The organism is Bradyrhizobium viridifuturi (assembly GCF_001238275.1).
Taxonomy (GTDB): domain Bacteria; phylum Pseudomonadota; class Alphaproteobacteria; order Rhizobiales; family Xanthobacteraceae; genus Bradyrhizobium; species Bradyrhizobium viridifuturi.
This window is the reverse complement of record NZ_LGTB01000001.1, coordinates 384,274-399,926: the sequence shown is the minus strand read 5'-3', so window position 1 is coordinate 399,926 and position 15,653 is coordinate 384,274. Positions and strand designations below refer to the sequence as shown.

Below are 15,653 nucleotides of genomic sequence, written 5' to 3'. Positions count from 1 at the left end.
GACGCTGGCCATTCGGCAGCGGCGCGCATCACGCGACGCGTTTCATGGTGCTGGCCAGCGTCTGGCCCGGCGATCCGACGTCACCGCTGCTCTGCTGCTATCCCGGGTGGCAGGACGTGACCATCCTTGACAATTGGCACGTCTCCGGACTGCGCGGCACCGGCAGTTGCGATTTCGAGGTGCGGGACGTTTTCGTGCCGGCCGCGCACGTCCATCCCTTTCTCGGGCTGCGACCGACCCAGCCCGGGCAGCTCTATCGCATGCCGCCATCATCGGTGTTCGCATGGAGCATTTGCGGGGCGCCGCTCGGCATCGCGTCCGGCGCCATCACCTCGTTCACAGAACTCGCCAATGGCCCCCCCGGCGGCCGAACCGCGCTCCGCGAGCGCGAGATCGTTCAGGCGACGGTTGGGCGGACGCGCGCAATGCTTCGCGCCGCCCGCGCCCTTCTGATCGATGCCATGACCGAACTGATGGCCTCCACCGACACTGGCGGCCAACGGCTGGTGCAGGCACGCGCGGACATCCGGCTCGCCAATGCACATGCGGCGGAAACTGCGACGTCCATCACCCAGATGCTGGCCGTCAGCGCGGGCGCCGCCGCCATCTTCGAGACCTGCGCCCTGGAGCGCGCGGTCGGCGATGTGCGTGCCGCGGCGAAGCATATCGCGATGAGTCCGAACAATTACATCACCGCCGGCCGGCTGGCGCTCGGGCTCGATGCCGGCACCGCGCGATTTTGAGAATGACCCCGCCAGCAACGGAGTTGCCCATGTCAGTGGTTTGTCGGCCCGCCCGCGCAGAGGATCTGGAATTCGCCGATGCCCTCGTCGTCTCCAGCATCAACGATCTGACCGAACGGCACGGCTTCGGCCCGATGGCCGCTTCGTCTCCGCCCAAGTTCCAGCTCTTTTCGATGCGGGACGACCCCGACGGCCTTTGGGTCGCGGAGGAGAACGAACGGATCCTCGGCTTTGCGTGGAGCTGGGTGTGCGGCGACATGTGGTTTCTGGCGCAGCTGTTCGTGTCGCCCGACCAGCAGGGGCGAAACATCGGTAACGAACTAATCGAGCGCACCATCGCGCATGCCGAGACATCGGGCGCGTCCAACCGGGCCCTGATCACCTTCAGCTTCAACACGGTATCGCAGGGGCTTTACATCCGTCACGGACTGCTTCCGCGATTTCCGATCTACAGCGTCAGCGCATCACGCGAACAGCTGATCTCTCACCTGCACGGTCCACGATATGACGTCACACCGTTGAAGCTGGAGGCCGGCACCTTGCGGCGCCTCGCGCAAGCGGACGAGCGGACCCTCGGCATCTCGCGCGAAAAGCATCATCGCTATCTGGTCAGCGGCGGCGCCGCGACCGGGTTCAGTCTCCACGATGGAAAAGACTGGATCGGCTACGTCTATGTCGACGCCGGTGGTCATATCGGACCGCTCGCAGTGATGGAGCCGCACGCGGTGGCCCCCGCCTTGAATACAGCGCTGTACCTGGCGGCCGAGAGCGGCGCATCACGGATATCGGCATTCCTGCCTGGTGCGAGCAAGGCGGCGCTCGATACAGCGCTGGCGCTGGGCATGCGGATCAAGTGTCCGATGCTGCTGATGTCGTCGCGAGAATTCGGCAATTGGGTCCAGTACCTGCCGCGCAACCCGGGCTTCATGTGACCGGCGCGAGTCTAGAGCGCGACGAGATCAGGTTGGATCGTCACCTGAGGTGATACTTCCTGCCGTTCGTGTTCGGGTCAGTATTGTCGCTTGTGGAGAGCAGCAGAACGGGGCCGAAAAAGCTCTTATTGTCCCGGAACAGCTGGAACCGACCGTCGCCCTTGGCGGCGATCTCCTCCAACTCGCTGTTTGCCGGGCCGAGCAGCTTGTCATCTTCATACAGTCGGGCAGCACCGAGCTCGCCGTCCAGATATTTGACAGGAATTTGGTACGCATGCCCCTTCAGGAAATAGAAGGTGCCGCGGAGCAGGTTCCTGTCGATCGGACTTGGCGGAAGCAGATAAAGGAACGCACTCGACGCCAAGGCAAAAAGCGTCGATCCGATCACGATGCGGCTATAGGCTGATATCCCCAACGACGTCTGTCCCAGGCTCTTGCTTGCGCGGCGCCTGTGTAGCGCGCGTCTTCATTGCATACAACCGACGGGCGGCGCGCCACTCGGGTGGCGGCCCCGCGCCGCGGCGTGATGCGCACCGGCGCAGCCACGACGACAGGAACCGTTCGACGCAGGCGTTTCCAAACTCTCGGAGGCGCACCGCAGGCGAACCCAATGCGGGTCAGCGATCGCGACGTCACACAGCGGGCCGGCACGTGACCGAACCAGATTAACAATTCAGGACGGGCGCATGGTCGAAACCGGCAAGATCTTTCGTGTTCGCTGCGTCGACAACACCTTGCAGCGGGACACGCTCTCGTTCGGCCAAGTCTATGACGTGACGTAGGATAACGAACGTGACGGCTATTACGAGCTCAGCGGACTGGGTCGCTTCAGCCGGTCCAGATTCGAGGTTCTGGAGCCGCCAACCCCTGCCGAGACCTGCAGGAAGTCAGGATCGAGATAGCCTGGGAAGTCTGTGCCGAGCATCGTCACACCAGCCGGAAGGCATTGCCGGGCGTCTGAGGCGGCGCCTCGCGAACGCGTGATCGGGCGCCGGCCCCGGTTGCCTTCATTTGGGCACCGATCGGGAACAGGCTCGCCGGGCGAGAAGCAAAGGCGGCCCGCCGCAGGGGGTGCCTGCAATTGACCTATCGAACCCACAGCAGCTGGCAGGACGTGGATCTGCGTAATCTCGTCCGGGTCATCTCGGCCTGCACCCTCGGGCTTTGGGCATTCGCGGCTGGCCTCCTGATCGGGACCTTCCTGTTTTGATGATCGGCCCCGTCGCCTGAAATTGGCTCGATGAAATTCGGCTTGCTGAAATCCGGTTGGACCTGCCGCCTGCCCTACCCGCCGCTCAGGTGATGCGCAGCGACGAACAGCACGACCGCGCTCAGCACCAGCGCGGATGCGGCGCCGGCGACGCCGCGAGCGAGCTCAGCCTTCGAAAGATTTGACCTGGTTGCCATCACAGCCTCCCATGCGCACCAGCCGCTCGAGCGGTCGGGCTCGCGTATGGAGACAATCGCATGATGCGGATGAACGCATCATGAGTGAAACGAACGGCCGGCGCATCCGGTTCCAAAATCTGACAGCAAGGACCGCGCTCGGAACGGAACGGACGCCAACGTCAGGCCGGAAACCCGACCTGCGGCGCCGCTGGCGCCGCGACGGCGCGCCCTACCACTCTTCCGGGCAGGGATCGACGATCTTCCAGAGATCGACCCCGTTCTTGATCTTCTTCATCTCGGTGGTGAGCCCGCCATTGCGGCGGATCCAGTCCTTCACCGTATCAGGATAGTAGGACATCAGATCCGAGGTGCCCTCGAGGCTGGTGACCTTGATGCCGAAGGTGAAGGCCTTGTCGTAATAGGCCTGGTGGAAGCCTATGCTGGCCTTCGGCGTCACGCAGATCTTGTTCAACGGCACGATGCCGAACACCAGCGTGCAGGCCGAGTTGCAAATGCCGTCGATCACGACGCGCTCACGGCGGTCGCGGATCAGCTTGTACTTCGCCTTGTATTCCTCGACATAGCCGCCATGGTCGCGCGTGATGTGCAGCACGGCCTGCGCCGGCGTGACCGCCAGGACCGAGAGCAGCAGGGCGACAAGGGGCGTGATGCGCATGAAATGTTCTAAACCGAGGGAAAGGCGGCCCGGACGGACCTGACCGCAAGACTCTGGCCGGACTGTGTTGGCAATCCGTTAAGCATCCGCAAAAAGGCAAAATTTGGCGCGCTGTGGCTGATTTCCCGCAGCCTTTGGCCGGATTCCGGGTTAAATGAGTCGTTAGAGGATCTTGGACCGGCTGGGGAAGCCGATTCCAGCGTGAATGCCCGGAGGCCGCCAATGACCAAGACCAAGCTTTTCGCCGCCCTCGCCCTGACCGTTGCCTTGGCCGTCCCGGCCCTTACCCCGGCTGCCGCGGCCGACCTATCGGCTACTCCGCGCCACCACCGGCATCACCACCACCACGCCTATTGGGGCCTGCCCTACCACATCAGCTATCTGCACAATTACGGCCCGGGCCCGGCCGCCGGCGGCTTCGCCTATTACGACGGCCCATCGACCAACAAGTGCTACCAGAGCTCAGCGGCCTATATTGGCCAGGATCACCGTCGGCATCCCTGCTTCTGAAGGCTTGCGGGCAATGGCCGGCGCTCGGCATGGACACCGCCCGGTGCCGCGCGAGGCTGCTGGCCCTGTCCGCCCAAGTCTGATAATCGACCCCCGCGGCGCTCGTAGCTCAGCTGGATAGAGCATCGGATTTCGATTCCGAGGGTCGGGAGTTCGAATCTCTCCGAGCGCGCCACTATCCCTGCCCCGCACGGGTGCCGCAGGTGCCGAGACTATCGCACCGGTTCAGTTGAACCGGTTACAGCGCCCGAGGTCGACGTCGATTTCGGCTTCGTTCTGCCGCAACTCGATCGCGTCGCCGCGACGGGGCGCACAGACACCGGCGGCCGTCCGCGCCGTGACCGCAACGATCAGTTCCCTGAGAACACCGGCGCAATAGCCGTGCGTTGCCGATCATTCTGCAAGACCGATCGACGCGAGCCGCACGTCGCGTCCGAAATTGGAGTTGCGGCGATAACGCTATCCGGACCTTCAAGGTTCGGATGGTCGGTGTGACCTTCATGGGAGGTAAGCACCGTGGGACGTAGGGCTTCAAGAACGACCACCCAGGTTGGCCGCGGGAGCCGGACGCGAATTCTCCGCAGTTGCGGCACTCCAGCGTCCGCGGCGCGATCGATGTCGCCAAGCTCGTCTGGTGCGCCGAGCCACCGACTTGTCCGCAGCATCTTTGCGCATCAGCCAGACCGATTGGAGTTGCCTGGTTTCCGACCTCGACCGGCGAGTTGGAACCAGACCAATTGGTGCGCCCGCTCGACGTGCGTTCTTAACGATCCGTCGGTTTGGGCTTTTCTTCAGCATTATAACCTTGACAAAGCAGACATAAGTCGTTAGGATCATGGTACTTTAGGGATAAAGCCATGACCGATCTGCTAAAAAACCCGATCTTCCAAGACGAGACCGAAGCCCGTAACTGGCTCGAAGCGCGCGTCTGGGCGAACGGCCGGGTTTGCCCGCATTGCGGCAATGCGGATGAGGCCAAGATCACCAAGCTTGAGGGCAAAGCCCACCGCGCTGGCGTCTACCAGTGCAACGAACCGGCCTGCCGTGAGCAGTTTACCGTGACGGTCGGCACCGTGTTCGAGCGCTCCAAAATCCCGCTGACCAAGTGGCTTGCCGCCCTGTTCCTGATGACGGCCTCCAAGAAGGGCGTGAGCGCGCATCAGGTCCACCGCATGCTGGGCATCAGCTACAAATCGACGTGGTTCCTGATGCATCGCCTGCGCGAAGCAATGCGCTCTGGCGGCCTTGAGCCGCTTGGTGGTGAAGGCAAGATCGTTGAGGCGGACGAAACGTATTTCGGCAAGTCGGAGAAGCCCCGCGTCGGCTCTCAACGCCGTGGCGCGCCCTATCTCAAGAACCGCAAGGTGAAGAATGATCGCCCCATCGTTGCGCTGGTCGAGCGCGGCGGCAACGTGCGTTCATTCCACGTTGCTGTTGCCGATGCCTCCACGGTTGCCGGTATCGTGTCGGCAAACGTCCGCAAGGAAAGCCGCCTGCAAACGGACGAGAGCAAGCTTTACAAGAAGGTCGGCACCGAGTTCGCGGCTCATGAGACCGTCAACCACGGAGCCAAGGAATACGCTCGCGGCGACATCACCACGAACACCATCGAAAGCTATTTCTCGGTTTTCAAGCGCGGCATGCGTGGCGTTTACCAGCATTGCAGCGAGAAGCATTTGCATCGTTATCTGGCGGAGTTCGATTTCCGCTATAACAACCGCGTGTCGGTCGGCATCGATGACAAGGATCGCGCCACCGAACTGGCGAAGGGTATCGTTGGCAAGCGCCTGACCTACCGACGGCCTAACCCAAAAGACATTCCGTTTTAAGGCCGGGCGCTTCCTACGCTGGCGCAAGAAGCAGCCGAAACCAGAGCCACCGTTTTTCAAATACTGGCGAAAGTCTTGAGGGCGACCACCTAAAAGTGTGCCACAAATAGAAACCCCCAGACCGAGTCTGGGGGGTGCTAGACGGCGTACCATCACAGCGTTGATGCAGGATAAATATAGCACTAATAAAGAATGTCAAGAGGCTTCAGTGGTTACTAGGGCGGCGATGTATATTGATGGTTTTAATCTTTACCACTCAATAGACGACCTTAAAATTCCGTTTCTTAAATGGTTAGACCTAGTAAAGCTAGGTAATCTAATCATTCCAAAGGCCACTGAGACTCTTGTTAAAACTGTCTATTGTACGGCGTTTCATCCCGGCGACTCTCAGAAGCGGTGGCGCCATGAGCAATACTTGAACGCGTTAAAGGTTTCAGGAGCGACAACCGTATTCGGCCATTACATCCATGAGCCGAAGGACTGCAAAGCATGCGGTTCCGAGTGGAGGCAACCGAACGAGAAAGAATCCGATATCAATCTGGCGCTGTCGATTTTCAATGATGCCCGCATGGACGTTTTTGATATCGCGTATTTGGTCACCGCAGATTCCGATCAGGCTGCGACCGCGAAAATGCTTCGCGAGTGCTTCCCGGAAAAGAAACTGGTCTCGGTATCCCCGCCGGGTCGCAACTTCTCCACGCACATACTTGCGAACGCTAGCGCTAGAATAGCATTGAATCGAGATCACCTAGAACGGTGCCTCTTTTCAGCAATCGTATTCAAAGAAGGTGAGCCCGCTGGCCGTAGGCCTAGGGAATACAATCCCCCGCCGGGCTGGCAACCACCGGCATAATTTTACTTCTTCACCTTTTGCACTCTTCGTTTTGTGGGTGCGCCCTTGGTCTTTTTCGGAGCACGATGCTGTGGCGGGCTTTTCGCCACAGCTTTCACCGCACGCTCGAAGCGTTCCATTGCGTCATCGTGGAATTCTATTGACTTCTCGCGCTTGTCCGTCATGGCAGCTTTACCGGGTAGAATTGCCAGTTCTTCTTCATGTCGTAGACAAATGGGCCCGCGTTGGCGCGCGATAGGCTCATAATCTTTTCATGTCGCGCAGCGATTTGACGCATCGATGTCCACCTATGCACGTTTGGTAGATAGAAGCACTTCATTGCGTGTTGCTTTACCGCCAATAGCTCTGCCTGCACCAAATGCCATTTGCGATCCTGGCTAAGACAGATCCATTTTCTCGGACCAACGATAGCCATCCACTTATCGTCTGGCATGCTGTCGACAAAGCCTTCGCCTTGATGCCACTTTACCGTGAACGGAGTATCTAGCGAAGCCAGCGCCTTTGGCAGCCGGGTACCGAATGTTCTGTCAAAGAAAAATACTAATGTGTCCACTTGTTGGGCCGATCAGGATCGACCTCAATGCGCTCAAAGCGCAGCGCTGCGGTCACCAAATCTTTTGGAAGAACGTAGTCATCAGCAATATCAGCTAGGCTGTCTCCGACCTTCCATCGGTCGCGGAGCACCCACGTCGCAATGCCGTTTACATTGGGTGAACCGAACGCGATGCGTGGATCAATCCGTATCGGGCTATCGATCCCGTCCACCTTCCATCGAAGAACAGTCCCGGCTTCCGCGTCGTATTCAAACTCTTGTAATAGGTCGCTCAGAATTTCATTCCAAGCTAGTTGCCCACGCTCAGTCACGTTCAACAACTTGTCCTTTTCGGATTGAACGATCTGGTCGTAGTCCAAAAAGAGGGCCTTGCCGTCCGTTTTGAAACGATATTGGGCGAACGGGAAAGGTGAATTAAACTCCTCTGCCATGTACTGGCGTGCGTCACGGATCGTATCAAGCTGACCTTCGACTTCCGCATTGCTGCGACGACGCCAACTTCGATGAGTTGGAGGTATGAGAGGTCCTCGCCAGTATCACGCGCGGTTACAATGCGGTGATTGCCCCTGACCTTCTCCCAATTGCGGATCGTTTGATTGGACGTGCGCGCGTAGCGCGCCGCCTCCATGATGCGGTACGCCGGCGTAGCCAATCGTTCGCGCCAGAGTTCCGTATTGGCCGTAGCCACCTTGCCGCCTCGCTTAACCCGTCCCCCACGGGAAACGTGGCATATTCGCCTCGGTTTCTCAATCGGGCGTTGATTCTTTGGTTGACGGGTATCCAGCCGCTTGCGCATGGCAAGGGCCTCAGATCGCGGGCGCGCCAGCGCCGGTCAGGGCGCGGCTAGGAATATTGTCCATGTCCAGTGCTTTGTCAAGGTTATAATGCTGCTTTTCTTCCTATTGACGCAGTCGGGAGCCAAGGTGATAGGCTACCGGCATTTCAAGGCGGCCATTTTGAATGCGCGATTTGTTGGGATTGAACCAGCTTTTGCTGGCGTTTTTGATCTTCGTGCCTTTCGAGCGACTGTTCGCTGCGAGGCCTCAGAAGATTTTCAGGCGTGGCCTGCTGACTGATATGGCCTTCCTGTTCATCAACACGTGGCTGGTGATGGCCGGCGTGATCGCCATCGTGACGGTGGCCATTCTGGTCAACCGGTCGGTGCTGCCTGCGGCTTTGACGCGGGCGGTCGGCGATCTTCCTTACCTCGTCCAGGTGCCCATCGTGATCCTGATCGCGGACCTCGGCATCTACTGGACACACCGCATCCTGCACATCGTACCCGCCATGTGGCAGATCCATTCGGTTCATCATGCGGTCGAGGACCTGGACTGGCTCGCTGCGATTCACCAGCACCCGCTCGACGTGCTCTTCATGAAGGTCGGCGCGCTGTTTCCGCTTTACGCGCTCGGCTTCTCCACCGAAGCGATCGCGACTTACCTGGCCGTCTACTTCTGGCAGACATGGCTGGTTCATGCCAATGTGCGCCTGAACTACGGACCGCTGCGCTACATCCTGGTGTCGCCGGAATTTCACCACTGGCACCACAGCAGCGAGGCCGAAGCCAGGGACAAGAACTTCGCCGGGTTCATCTCGTTCTATGATGTGCTGTTCGGGAGCGTCTACCTGCCGAAGGCGAAGAAGGCGACGACGTTCGGCATCGATCATCCAATGCCCACCAGATATCTGGCGCTGCTCGCCTACCCGTTCATTGCGTGGGCCTCGAAGCGGCGGAGCAACAATTCCTCGGCCGTGCAACATCAGCTGTCAAATGACGGCGCGCCCGCGCAGCCGCGCCAAAGCGCACCGCTGAGCTAGCCCCGCATTCCCCTCTCGCCAAACCAGCGCCGGCAGGCGCGGCTGAAGCTCGTCGCATCGGTATAGCCGAGCGCGGCCGCCATCTCGTCGCGCGAGCGCGTGCCATCCGCGAGCATGGTCCGCGCGCGCTCGCGCAGCACGCCGTCGAGCAGCGGCCGGAATGCGCAGCCCGCCTCGGCCAGCCGCCGCACCAGCGTCCGCCGCGAGGTGCCGACCAGGCGCGCGGCTTCCTCTTCGCCGAGGCGATGCGGCAGCCGTGCCGCGATCAGGCTTTCGACCATCCGCGCCAGCGCCGCAGTATCTGAACGCGGCTTCTCGACCGCCTCGAGGGCTTCGATCGCCTTGGCGTGCAATTCCGGATCGGCAAACGGCGACGGCCGCGCGCACAGAGCGTTCGGTACATCGAAGACGAAGGCGGCCGCGTTGAACTTCACGGCGCAGGAATAGTGCTGCGCCAGCCGCTCTGCGCCTTCGGGCGGCGGCCAGGGAAATTGCAACGTCGCCTGTCCGATCGCATCCTCGAGCAGCTGCACATAGGTTGCGTGGATATTGAGACTGACGGCCAACGCCACAGCGCGCCACAACACGCCTTCCATGGGCACCGCGGGTGCGATCTCAATCTGGGCCGAGCGCGCGGCCTTGCGCAACCGGTTGCGGATGAAGGGCGCGCGGGTCGATCCGAAGCGCGCGCCGATGTTCATCGCATCCGCGATGGTCGGTGCCGTCCTGGTCGCGACATCGAGCGCCCCTTGCAGTGATGTCGACCAGACCGCCGCGGCCGACAACGGCCACAGCTCGCCATGGGCACGGGTGATGTTGGCGGCCAACATCACCAGCGCAGAGACCGGCATGTAGGCGCCCGGTTGCTCGAGCAGGTCCTGGTCGACGCCGGTGCCCTCGAGCAGCTCGTCGCGCTCGCCCCGCGTCTTGCCGAACGCCCGCACCAGCGCCCGCGCATAGCTCGCGGACACCGGCACGCGAAGCGTGTCCGCCTCCGATTCCTGCATGGCGTTGGCGCCCCTCCCGCGCGTGCGTCCAGCCAAATGGTTTGGCGCAAAATGCCACAAAATTGGCCTATTGGGAACTGGCGGCGCAGGCCCGCCTCGCGGCATCCTCAGCACAACAACGGTGAATGCCGCCTCGAAAGAGCAGCTGGAGGGAATGCGATGATCTTCACGGGCACCAATGCCGCTGGCGAAACCATCACCTACAAGGACGGCAAGCGCTATCTGTGGATGCTCTCGTTCATCCCGCCGCTGATCCCGCTGCTGTCCTATTGGCTGTTCCTGCGGACGCATAATCCGCTGGTGACGCTGATCCCCTTCGTCTTCATCTTCATCCTGATCCCGCTGCTCGACGTCCTGATCGGCGAAGACACCCACAATCCGCCGGCGGAGGTGGTCGCGGCGATGGAGGCCGATCCGTATTACCTGCGACTAGCGCGCATCACCGTGGTGTTTCCCTGGATCAACTACGTCGCGCTGATCGCCTTCTTCGGCACGCAAGAGCTGCCATGGTGGTCCTACCTCGCCCTGCTGCTCGGCGTCGGCACCATCAATGGCGGCGCGCTGCTGATCGGGCACGAGCTCGGCCACAAGCCTGATCGGCTCAACATCTTCTTCGGCATGCTCGCCAATTGCGCGGTGGGTTACGCCCATTTCCGTGTCGAGCACAATCGCGGCCACCACACCTGGGTCGCAACGCCGGAGGATCCCGCCTCCGCCCGCTTCGGTGAATCGATCTATGCGTTCGCAACGCGCGAACTGCCGGGCGCCTTCAAGCGCGGCTGGCGCAACGAGGCCGAGCGGCTGACCCGTCGCGGCGAGCCGGTCTGGTCGGTCAACAACGAGATCCTGCAGGGCTTTGCGCTGACGCTCGTCGTCGCCGCCATCCTGATTGCGTTGTTCGGCTGGAAGGTCGCGCCGTTCATCGTCGCGCACCATTTCCTCGGTTGGTACGCGCTGACCCAGGCCAACTATGTCGAGCACTACGGCCTGTTGCGCGAAAAGCTGCCGAACGGCCGCTACCAAGCGGTCGAGCCGCGCCACTCCTGGAACACCAACCACATCGTCTCGAACCTGATGACGTTCCATCTGCAACGTCACTCGGATCACCACGCCAACCCGATGCGCCCCTACCAGTCGCTGCGTGATTTCGACGACATCCCGCGGCTGCCGAACGGCTACACCGGCATGTTCGGCCTTGCCGCGATCCCGCCGCTCTGGTTCCGCGTGATGGACCCGAAGACACTGGCCTGGGCTGGCGGCGACAAGAGCAGGCTGAACCTGGGCGAGCGGCCGCACACCGAGCCCGGCATTGCAACGTCGTAGCTGGCATCGCCCGGCTTCCGGGCAGGCGGCGGTGGTCCTTACGCGGACCGCCGCTTCATCGCGCCGATGCCGAGGAAGGCGCCGTTGACGGACGGATACTGGCTGGTGAACTCGAACGTGTCGAAGCCTGGCGCTTCGAATTGCTTCAGTGCCGTCCAGAGCAGCGTCGTATCCGGGCAAGCCTGGGAATGGATGTCATGATGCACGATGATCCTGGCGTGCGAGCGCACCAGCAAATGATCCAGCATCGCGCCGCGCAGGCTGTGATCCCCGTCGATGAAGACGAAATCGGGCTTCAGCTGCTCGACATGCGCCGCGACCAGCGGTGAGGTTGAAAAGTCCTGCACGTAGATCGGCTCGATGCCACCCTGCTGCTGCAGCAGATCGAAATAGGTCGAGATGAACGGCGTTGGCGCGATCGGATCGAGCGCGATCACGGTCTTGAGGTCGGCACCGCTGGTCCTGAGCCACTCCGTCACCAGAATGAACATGCCGCCCCAACGGCAGCCGATTTCCATGTAGGAGGCAATGCCGGACGCGTTGCGCGCAAGCCAGGCCAGATACGGCGCGAGCTGGTTCGGATACTGCCAGAGGTGAAGACCTCTGCCGAAATACGGCGCAAGCTCCGGCGGCTGCTCACGCAGCAGCTCGTCGTTGAGGCCCAGCGCAGGGATGAACTCCCGTTCGAGGAATTCCACGTCCAGACGTTGAGCCGGGGTCAGTGCTGCGATGATGCCGATCGCCTCGCGGACAAACGGCGCAAGATCGGCGAAACGCTGGTACCGGTCGGCTGGAGCAAACTGGGCGGTGAGCATCGGCGCAATCACGTACGGCTGGAGTGAGACGCGGAGACCCAGGTCGTCGCGCCTCCGATGATTGAACGGATAGGACATCCGTCTCGGGCGCAAAATCTTGCAATTGGCCTCAAATAGTTCCGCTGTCACGAACCGTTGCCGCGCTGCCTTCACCCACTCGGGATCTTGGCCCGCACCGCCTCCACGCCGGCATCGGTGACGCGATAGCGCCGCCCCAGCTCCGGGACGATCCAGCCCTTGTCGATCATTCCGGCAATGGTGCTCGGGCCGACGCCCGCAGGAAACGAGCGGCGGTTTCGAATCGCGTCGATCGCTACTCTTTCGAGATGGGTGGCGACGTGCGACGGGCGCGCGCGAAATGCCTTCGCCATGATGAGGACCGACAGGACCTCGGCTCGCCGCCGCACCGCCGAAGCGCTGCGGGTCAGTTCGTTGCTGATCTCGAGAGCGTTCTTGCCGGCCCTGGCGAGTTCTCTGAGCTTCTCGTCCTCGTCAGAGCTCCAGCGCCGCACGATCCCCATCTGCCCCTCACCGCCTGGATACCCATCTCGAACGATGCATACGCAGGCAGAACTGATTTGCCATGTGACTTTCGGCACCTCTTGAGGTGACGTTGGAGACTGTCGCCATCAAGAGGGCCGATCGTCGATCGTTGTCTCACTTAGTGTTTGCTGGGTTCAAGCGTGATGAGCACGCCGGTCGGCTCGGGCTCGTGCGGCCGCAGCGAGGTCAGCTCCGGATCGCTCCATTCGGCAAGGCTCACTACCTCGCCGGTTTGTCCCGCCATGTCGGAACTCTGCGCGGGTTCGAGGACCTTCAGTCCGCTGGTGTCGACGAAGAATGTGTGCTCGCCAAACACGCTGTTCAGCTGCGCCACCGCCGGATGATCGTCCGGAAGCACCTGGGCGTTCAGTTGCGTCATGGTCTGCTTGACTTGCGTGGAATTAAGCTTCATCCGCTGCTCCTTCTCGTTGGTTCCGGCCGTAGTCCTTGTCGGGTTTTCCTTGGCTGGTTCCTCCCCGCCCGCACCCCTCGCCGGGGGCTTCAAGGTCTCGAACCGATCAGGCAACGAAACGTTCCGCACGCGCGACGCATTGACCGCCCGCGCGCGGGGTTCCACATCCATCGCTGTGTGAAGTAGCGGCGTGACGCCACGCGCGCCCGCTCATGATGAGGCGGAAGGCTTCTTCCTGGCGAGCCTTCCAGATGCACGCGGCGCGCAGCGGATTTGCGCACGCGCTGCCTGGTGCGACAGGCGCGACAGCGCACGGCCTTGGTGAACACGTCGCCCTTCGCGGTCTCGTACCACCATTTCTGCTGTAGCGGCGTCCAGACCTCGGCAACGCCGCAATCCTTGCAGACGAAAGGCTCCGGCCGATAGGTTCCGCGTTCGACGAAATCCGGAATCGAAAAGCTGTTCGAGGGCGCGAGCTGGCTGGTCACCACCGGAACCTCGTCGCGCGCCAGCGCAATCTTGTAGTCACGCAGGCGCTGGCGCTCGGCCGCGCGTTGAGCCAGCGTGTGACGCCACTCCTCGGCCTTGCGCTGCTTGGCCTCGATCCCGCCACGCGTCTGCTTGCTGCGTTTCACGTCGGCACCATCCGCCCTGCACCACATCGGCGAACTTGCTGCGCGGCCTTATCAAGGACGACGTCATTGATGCGCTGCAGTTCCGCCGCAGGCCCGCCATACTAGCCGCGGCATTGCGCTAGGACCAGATCGAACGACCAACGGTCCGCGCTGAGCCTATGTCCGCGCCTGCTCCACGGGGCGCATGTGGATCAGCGCATCGAGCACGAGGACGAGCACGGGACGCTGCTCGTCATTGACGAGCTCGGTCTTGAAGATCACGACCGCGTCGCGCCGCTCCGGCCTGATCGTGATCCTCTGGATCTGGGATTGGCCCGTCAGCGTGGCGCCCGGGCGGACCGGAGCCGGCAGGCGGATCTCGAAGCTCCGCCCGACGATGCCCGCTACCTTGCTCCAGATCGCCTCCACGACGAGCCGCTGATAGATCGCGATGGTGTTGAAACCGCTTGCGATCAGGCCGCCGAACGGGCCCACCGCAGCGGCCACGGGATCGGTATGGATCGGCACCGGATCATACTTCCCCGCGAACTCCAGAATCTCCGCCTCGCCGATCGTGTAGGTCCCGAGCTTGAATGTCTGGCCCTCGGTGAGATCTTCCGCATAGAGCATCGCGCGCCTCCGTCTGTCGCATGACGATAGCCGAACGCTGCGGGCTTTCCATTACCTCCGAGGTCATGATCTTCGCGCACGGGCGCGAGCGACCTCCGCCGCTCGCGCCTAGCCCTCAGCGTTCTGCGCTATTGCAGCCGGGCCGTCCTCGCCTTGGCGGCTTTCACGGTGTTCTCCATCAGGCAGGCGATCGTCATCGGCCCGACGCCGCGCGGCACCGGCGTGATCGCGCCCGCGACCTGCACCGCCTCGTCGAACGAGACGTCGCCGCATACCGCGTAGCCGCCGTCCGGCTTCGCGACGCGCGTGGTGCCGACGTCGATCACGATCGCCTGCGGCTTGATCCAGTCGCCGCGCACGAGGCCAGCCTTGCCCACCGCGCTGACCAGGATGTCGGCCTGCCGGCAGATGCTGCTGATGCCGCGGGTGTGGATGTGGGTCTGCGTCACCGTCGCGTGCTCCTGCAGCAGCAGCGCGGCCATCGGCTTGCCGACGATGTTGGAGCTGCCGATCACCACGGCATGCGCACCGGTGAGATCCGGCCGGATCGACTTGATCAGCCTGAGACAACCGAGCGGCGTGCACGGCACCAGCGCATCGTCGCCGTGAAACAGCCGGCCGGCGTTGAGGGCATGCAGGCCGTCGACATCCTTGGCTGGATCGACCGCGGCCATCACCCGCAGGGCGTCGATATGCGCCGGCAACGGCAACTGGATCAGGATGCCGTCGACATCGTTGCGGGCATTCAGCGCCGCGATCCTGGCAAGCAGGTCGGCCTCGCCGGCATCGTCCGGCAGGCGTTCGACCTCGCCGCGCAGGCCGAGCCGCTCGGCCATCCTGACCTTGCTCTGCACATAGATCTGGCTCGCCGGGTCACAGCCAACCAGCACGACCGCAAGTCCCGGCGCGCGGGGCAGCCGGTGCAGTTCACTCGCAACCTTGTCGATAACAATTTGGGCATGTGCATGCCCATCAAGAATGTTCGCCGTCATGGCACCTCCGTTCG

The 15,653-nt window shown here is 62.2% G+C and carries 21 protein-coding genes and 1 tRNA gene; 9 read left to right on the top strand and 13 right to left on the bottom strand.

Annotated elements, in window-relative coordinates; genetic code table 11:
• Together ALC15_RS02015 and ALC15_RS02010 are read left to right on the top strand one after the other, a co-directional pair.
• Positions 1-743, top strand: a 743-nt coding sequence (locus ALC15_RS02015) for an acyl-CoA dehydrogenase family protein (protein WP_283806230.1), incomplete at its 5' end; no start/stop codon positions are given.
• Between the two features lie 29 nt (positions 744-772).
• Entirely contained in the window at positions 773-1,675 is a 903-nt protein-coding gene (locus ALC15_RS02010; RefSeq protein ID WP_050625806.1) for a GNAT family N-acetyltransferase, read from the top strand.
• Positions 1,676-1,715: 40 nt separating this feature from the next.
• Here ALC15_RS02010 and ALC15_RS02005 read toward each other — a convergent pair whose 3' ends face one another.
• The 3 genes from ALC15_RS02005 to ALC15_RS01995 all read right to left on the bottom strand — a co-directional run bounded on the left by ALC15_RS02005 (position 1,716) and on the right by ALC15_RS01995 (position 3,740).
• Positions 1,716-2,063 (bottom strand): hypothetical protein, encoded by a 348-nt coding sequence (locus ALC15_RS02005; RefSeq protein WP_050625805.1) that lies wholly within the window; start codon positions 2,061-2,063, stop codon positions 1,716-1,718.
• A gap of 896 nt (positions 2,064-2,959) precedes the next feature.
• Positions 2,960-3,082: a hypothetical protein gene (locus tag ALC15_RS47095; protein ID WP_283806229.1), complete on the bottom strand. Its 123-nt coding sequence runs from the start codon at positions 3,080-3,082 to the stop codon at positions 2,960-2,962.
• A 211-nt stretch (positions 3,083-3,293) separates the two neighbouring features.
• On the bottom strand, positions 3,294-3,740 hold the full coding sequence (locus ALC15_RS01995; RefSeq protein WP_050625804.1) for a hypothetical protein: 447 nt from the start codon (positions 3,738-3,740) through the stop codon (positions 3,294-3,296).
• Between the two features lie 222 nt (positions 3,741-3,962).
• Here ALC15_RS01995 and ALC15_RS01990 point away from each other — a divergent pair, with 222 nt between their 5' ends.
• From ALC15_RS01990 to ALC15_RS41315, 4 genes are all read left to right on the top strand, one after another.
• Complete coding sequence (locus ALC15_RS01990; RefSeq protein ID WP_050625803.1) at positions 3,963-4,250, top strand: hypothetical protein; 288 nt, start codon at positions 3,963-3,965, stop codon at positions 4,248-4,250.
• Positions 4,251-4,348: 98 nt separating this feature from the next.
• A tRNA-Arg gene (locus ALC15_RS01985) sits at positions 4,349-4,425 on the top strand.
• Between the two features lie 682 nt (positions 4,426-5,107).
• Complete coding sequence (locus tag ALC15_RS01980; protein ID WP_050625802.1) at positions 5,108-6,079, top strand: IS1595 family transposase; 972 nt, start codon at positions 5,108-5,110, stop codon at positions 6,077-6,079.
• Positions 6,080-6,242: 163 nt separating this feature from the next.
• On the top strand, positions 6,243-6,932 hold the full coding sequence (locus tag ALC15_RS41315; protein ID WP_094193599.1) for an NYN domain-containing protein: 690 nt from the start codon (positions 6,243-6,245) through the stop codon (positions 6,930-6,932).
• A 2-nt stretch (positions 6,933-6,934) separates the two neighbouring features.
• Here ALC15_RS41315 and ALC15_RS43985 read toward each other — a convergent pair whose 3' ends face one another.
• Genes ALC15_RS43985 through ALC15_RS01970 form a run of 3 tightly spaced genes read right to left on the bottom strand, consistent with a single transcriptional unit; the run spans position 6,935 to position 7,916 of the window.
• The gene (locus ALC15_RS43985; RefSeq protein WP_157860850.1) at positions 6,935-7,096 is read right to left on the bottom strand and encodes a hypothetical protein; all 162 of its coding nucleotides are present in this window, start codon (positions 7,094-7,096) and stop codon (positions 6,935-6,937) included.
• Positions 7,093-7,485, bottom strand: a complete 393-nt coding sequence (locus ALC15_RS01975; RefSeq protein ID WP_050625801.1) for a PIN-like domain-containing protein — start codon at positions 7,483-7,485, stop codon at positions 7,093-7,095. Before ALC15_RS01975 ends, ALC15_RS43985 begins: the two co-directional genes overlap by 4 nt.
• Positions 7,473-7,916, bottom strand: coding sequence for a DUF433 domain-containing protein (locus ALC15_RS01970; RefSeq protein ID WP_050625800.1), 444 nt, complete (start codon positions 7,914-7,916; stop codon positions 7,473-7,475). The genes ALC15_RS01975 and ALC15_RS01970 overlap by 13 nt, the downstream gene beginning before the upstream one ends.
• Before the next feature lie 453 nt (positions 7,917-8,369).
• On the opposite strand from ALC15_RS01970, the gene ALC15_RS45820 reads away from it, so the two are divergent.
• Both ALC15_RS45820 and ALC15_RS01965 read left to right on the top strand, forming a co-directional pair.
• Positions 8,370-8,561 (top strand): hypothetical protein, encoded by a 192-nt coding sequence (locus ALC15_RS45820; RefSeq protein WP_244485884.1) that lies wholly within the window; start codon positions 8,370-8,372, stop codon positions 8,559-8,561.
• A 1-nt stretch (position 8,562) separates the two neighbouring features.
• A complete protein-coding gene (locus ALC15_RS01965; RefSeq protein WP_244485883.1) occupies positions 8,563-9,303 on the top strand; it encodes a sterol desaturase family protein in 741 nt (246 codons plus the stop codon).
• Here the strand turns inward: ALC15_RS01965 and ALC15_RS01960 are convergent.
• The gene (locus ALC15_RS01960) at positions 9,300-10,310 is read right to left on the bottom strand and encodes a helix-turn-helix domain-containing protein (RefSeq protein ID WP_050625799.1); all 1,011 of its coding nucleotides are present in this window, start codon (positions 10,308-10,310) and stop codon (positions 9,300-9,302) included. The two genes, ALC15_RS01965 and ALC15_RS01960, sit on opposite strands and share 4 nt — an antisense overlap.
• 159 nt (positions 10,311-10,469) lie before the next feature.
• Here ALC15_RS01960 and ALC15_RS01955 point away from each other — a divergent pair, with 159 nt between their 5' ends.
• The gene (locus ALC15_RS01955) at positions 10,470-11,633 is read left to right on the top strand and encodes an alkane 1-monooxygenase (protein WP_050625798.1); all 1,164 of its coding nucleotides are present in this window, start codon (positions 10,470-10,472) and stop codon (positions 11,631-11,633) included.
• 38 nt (positions 11,634-11,671) lie between these two features.
• Here the strand turns inward: ALC15_RS01955 and ALC15_RS01950 are convergent, their stop codons facing one another.
• The 6 genes from ALC15_RS01950 to ALC15_RS01925 all read right to left on the bottom strand — a co-directional run bounded on the left by ALC15_RS01950 (position 11,672) and on the right by ALC15_RS01925 (position 15,639).
• Positions 11,672-12,448 (bottom strand): hypothetical protein, encoded by a 777-nt coding sequence (locus ALC15_RS01950; RefSeq protein ID WP_128089400.1) that lies wholly within the window; start codon positions 12,446-12,448, stop codon positions 11,672-11,674.
• A 149-nt stretch (positions 12,449-12,597) separates the two neighbouring features.
• On the bottom strand, positions 12,598-12,969 hold the full coding sequence (locus tag ALC15_RS01945) for an SANT/Myb-like DNA-binding domain-containing protein (RefSeq protein ID WP_050625796.1): 372 nt from the start codon (positions 12,967-12,969) through the stop codon (positions 12,598-12,600).
• 140 nt (positions 12,970-13,109) lie between these two features.
• Positions 13,110-13,403, bottom strand: a complete 294-nt coding sequence (locus tag ALC15_RS01940; protein WP_050625795.1) for a hypothetical protein — start codon at positions 13,401-13,403, stop codon at positions 13,110-13,112.
• Positions 13,404-13,492: 89 nt separating this feature from the next.
• On the bottom strand, positions 13,493-14,038 hold the full coding sequence (locus ALC15_RS41085; RefSeq protein WP_063781759.1) for a zinc-ribbon domain containing protein: 546 nt from the start codon (positions 14,036-14,038) through the stop codon (positions 13,493-13,495).
• Between the two features lie 156 nt (positions 14,039-14,194).
• Complete coding sequence (locus ALC15_RS01930; protein WP_050625794.1) at positions 14,195-14,647, bottom strand: MaoC/PaaZ C-terminal domain-containing protein; 453 nt, start codon at positions 14,645-14,647, stop codon at positions 14,195-14,197.
• Between the two features lie 128 nt (positions 14,648-14,775).
• A complete protein-coding gene (locus ALC15_RS01925; RefSeq protein WP_050625852.1) occupies positions 14,776-15,639 on the bottom strand; it encodes a bifunctional 5,10-methylenetetrahydrofolate dehydrogenase/5,10-methenyltetrahydrofolate cyclohydrolase in 864 nt (287 codons plus the stop codon).
• Positions 15,640-15,653 lie beyond the last annotated feature (14 nt).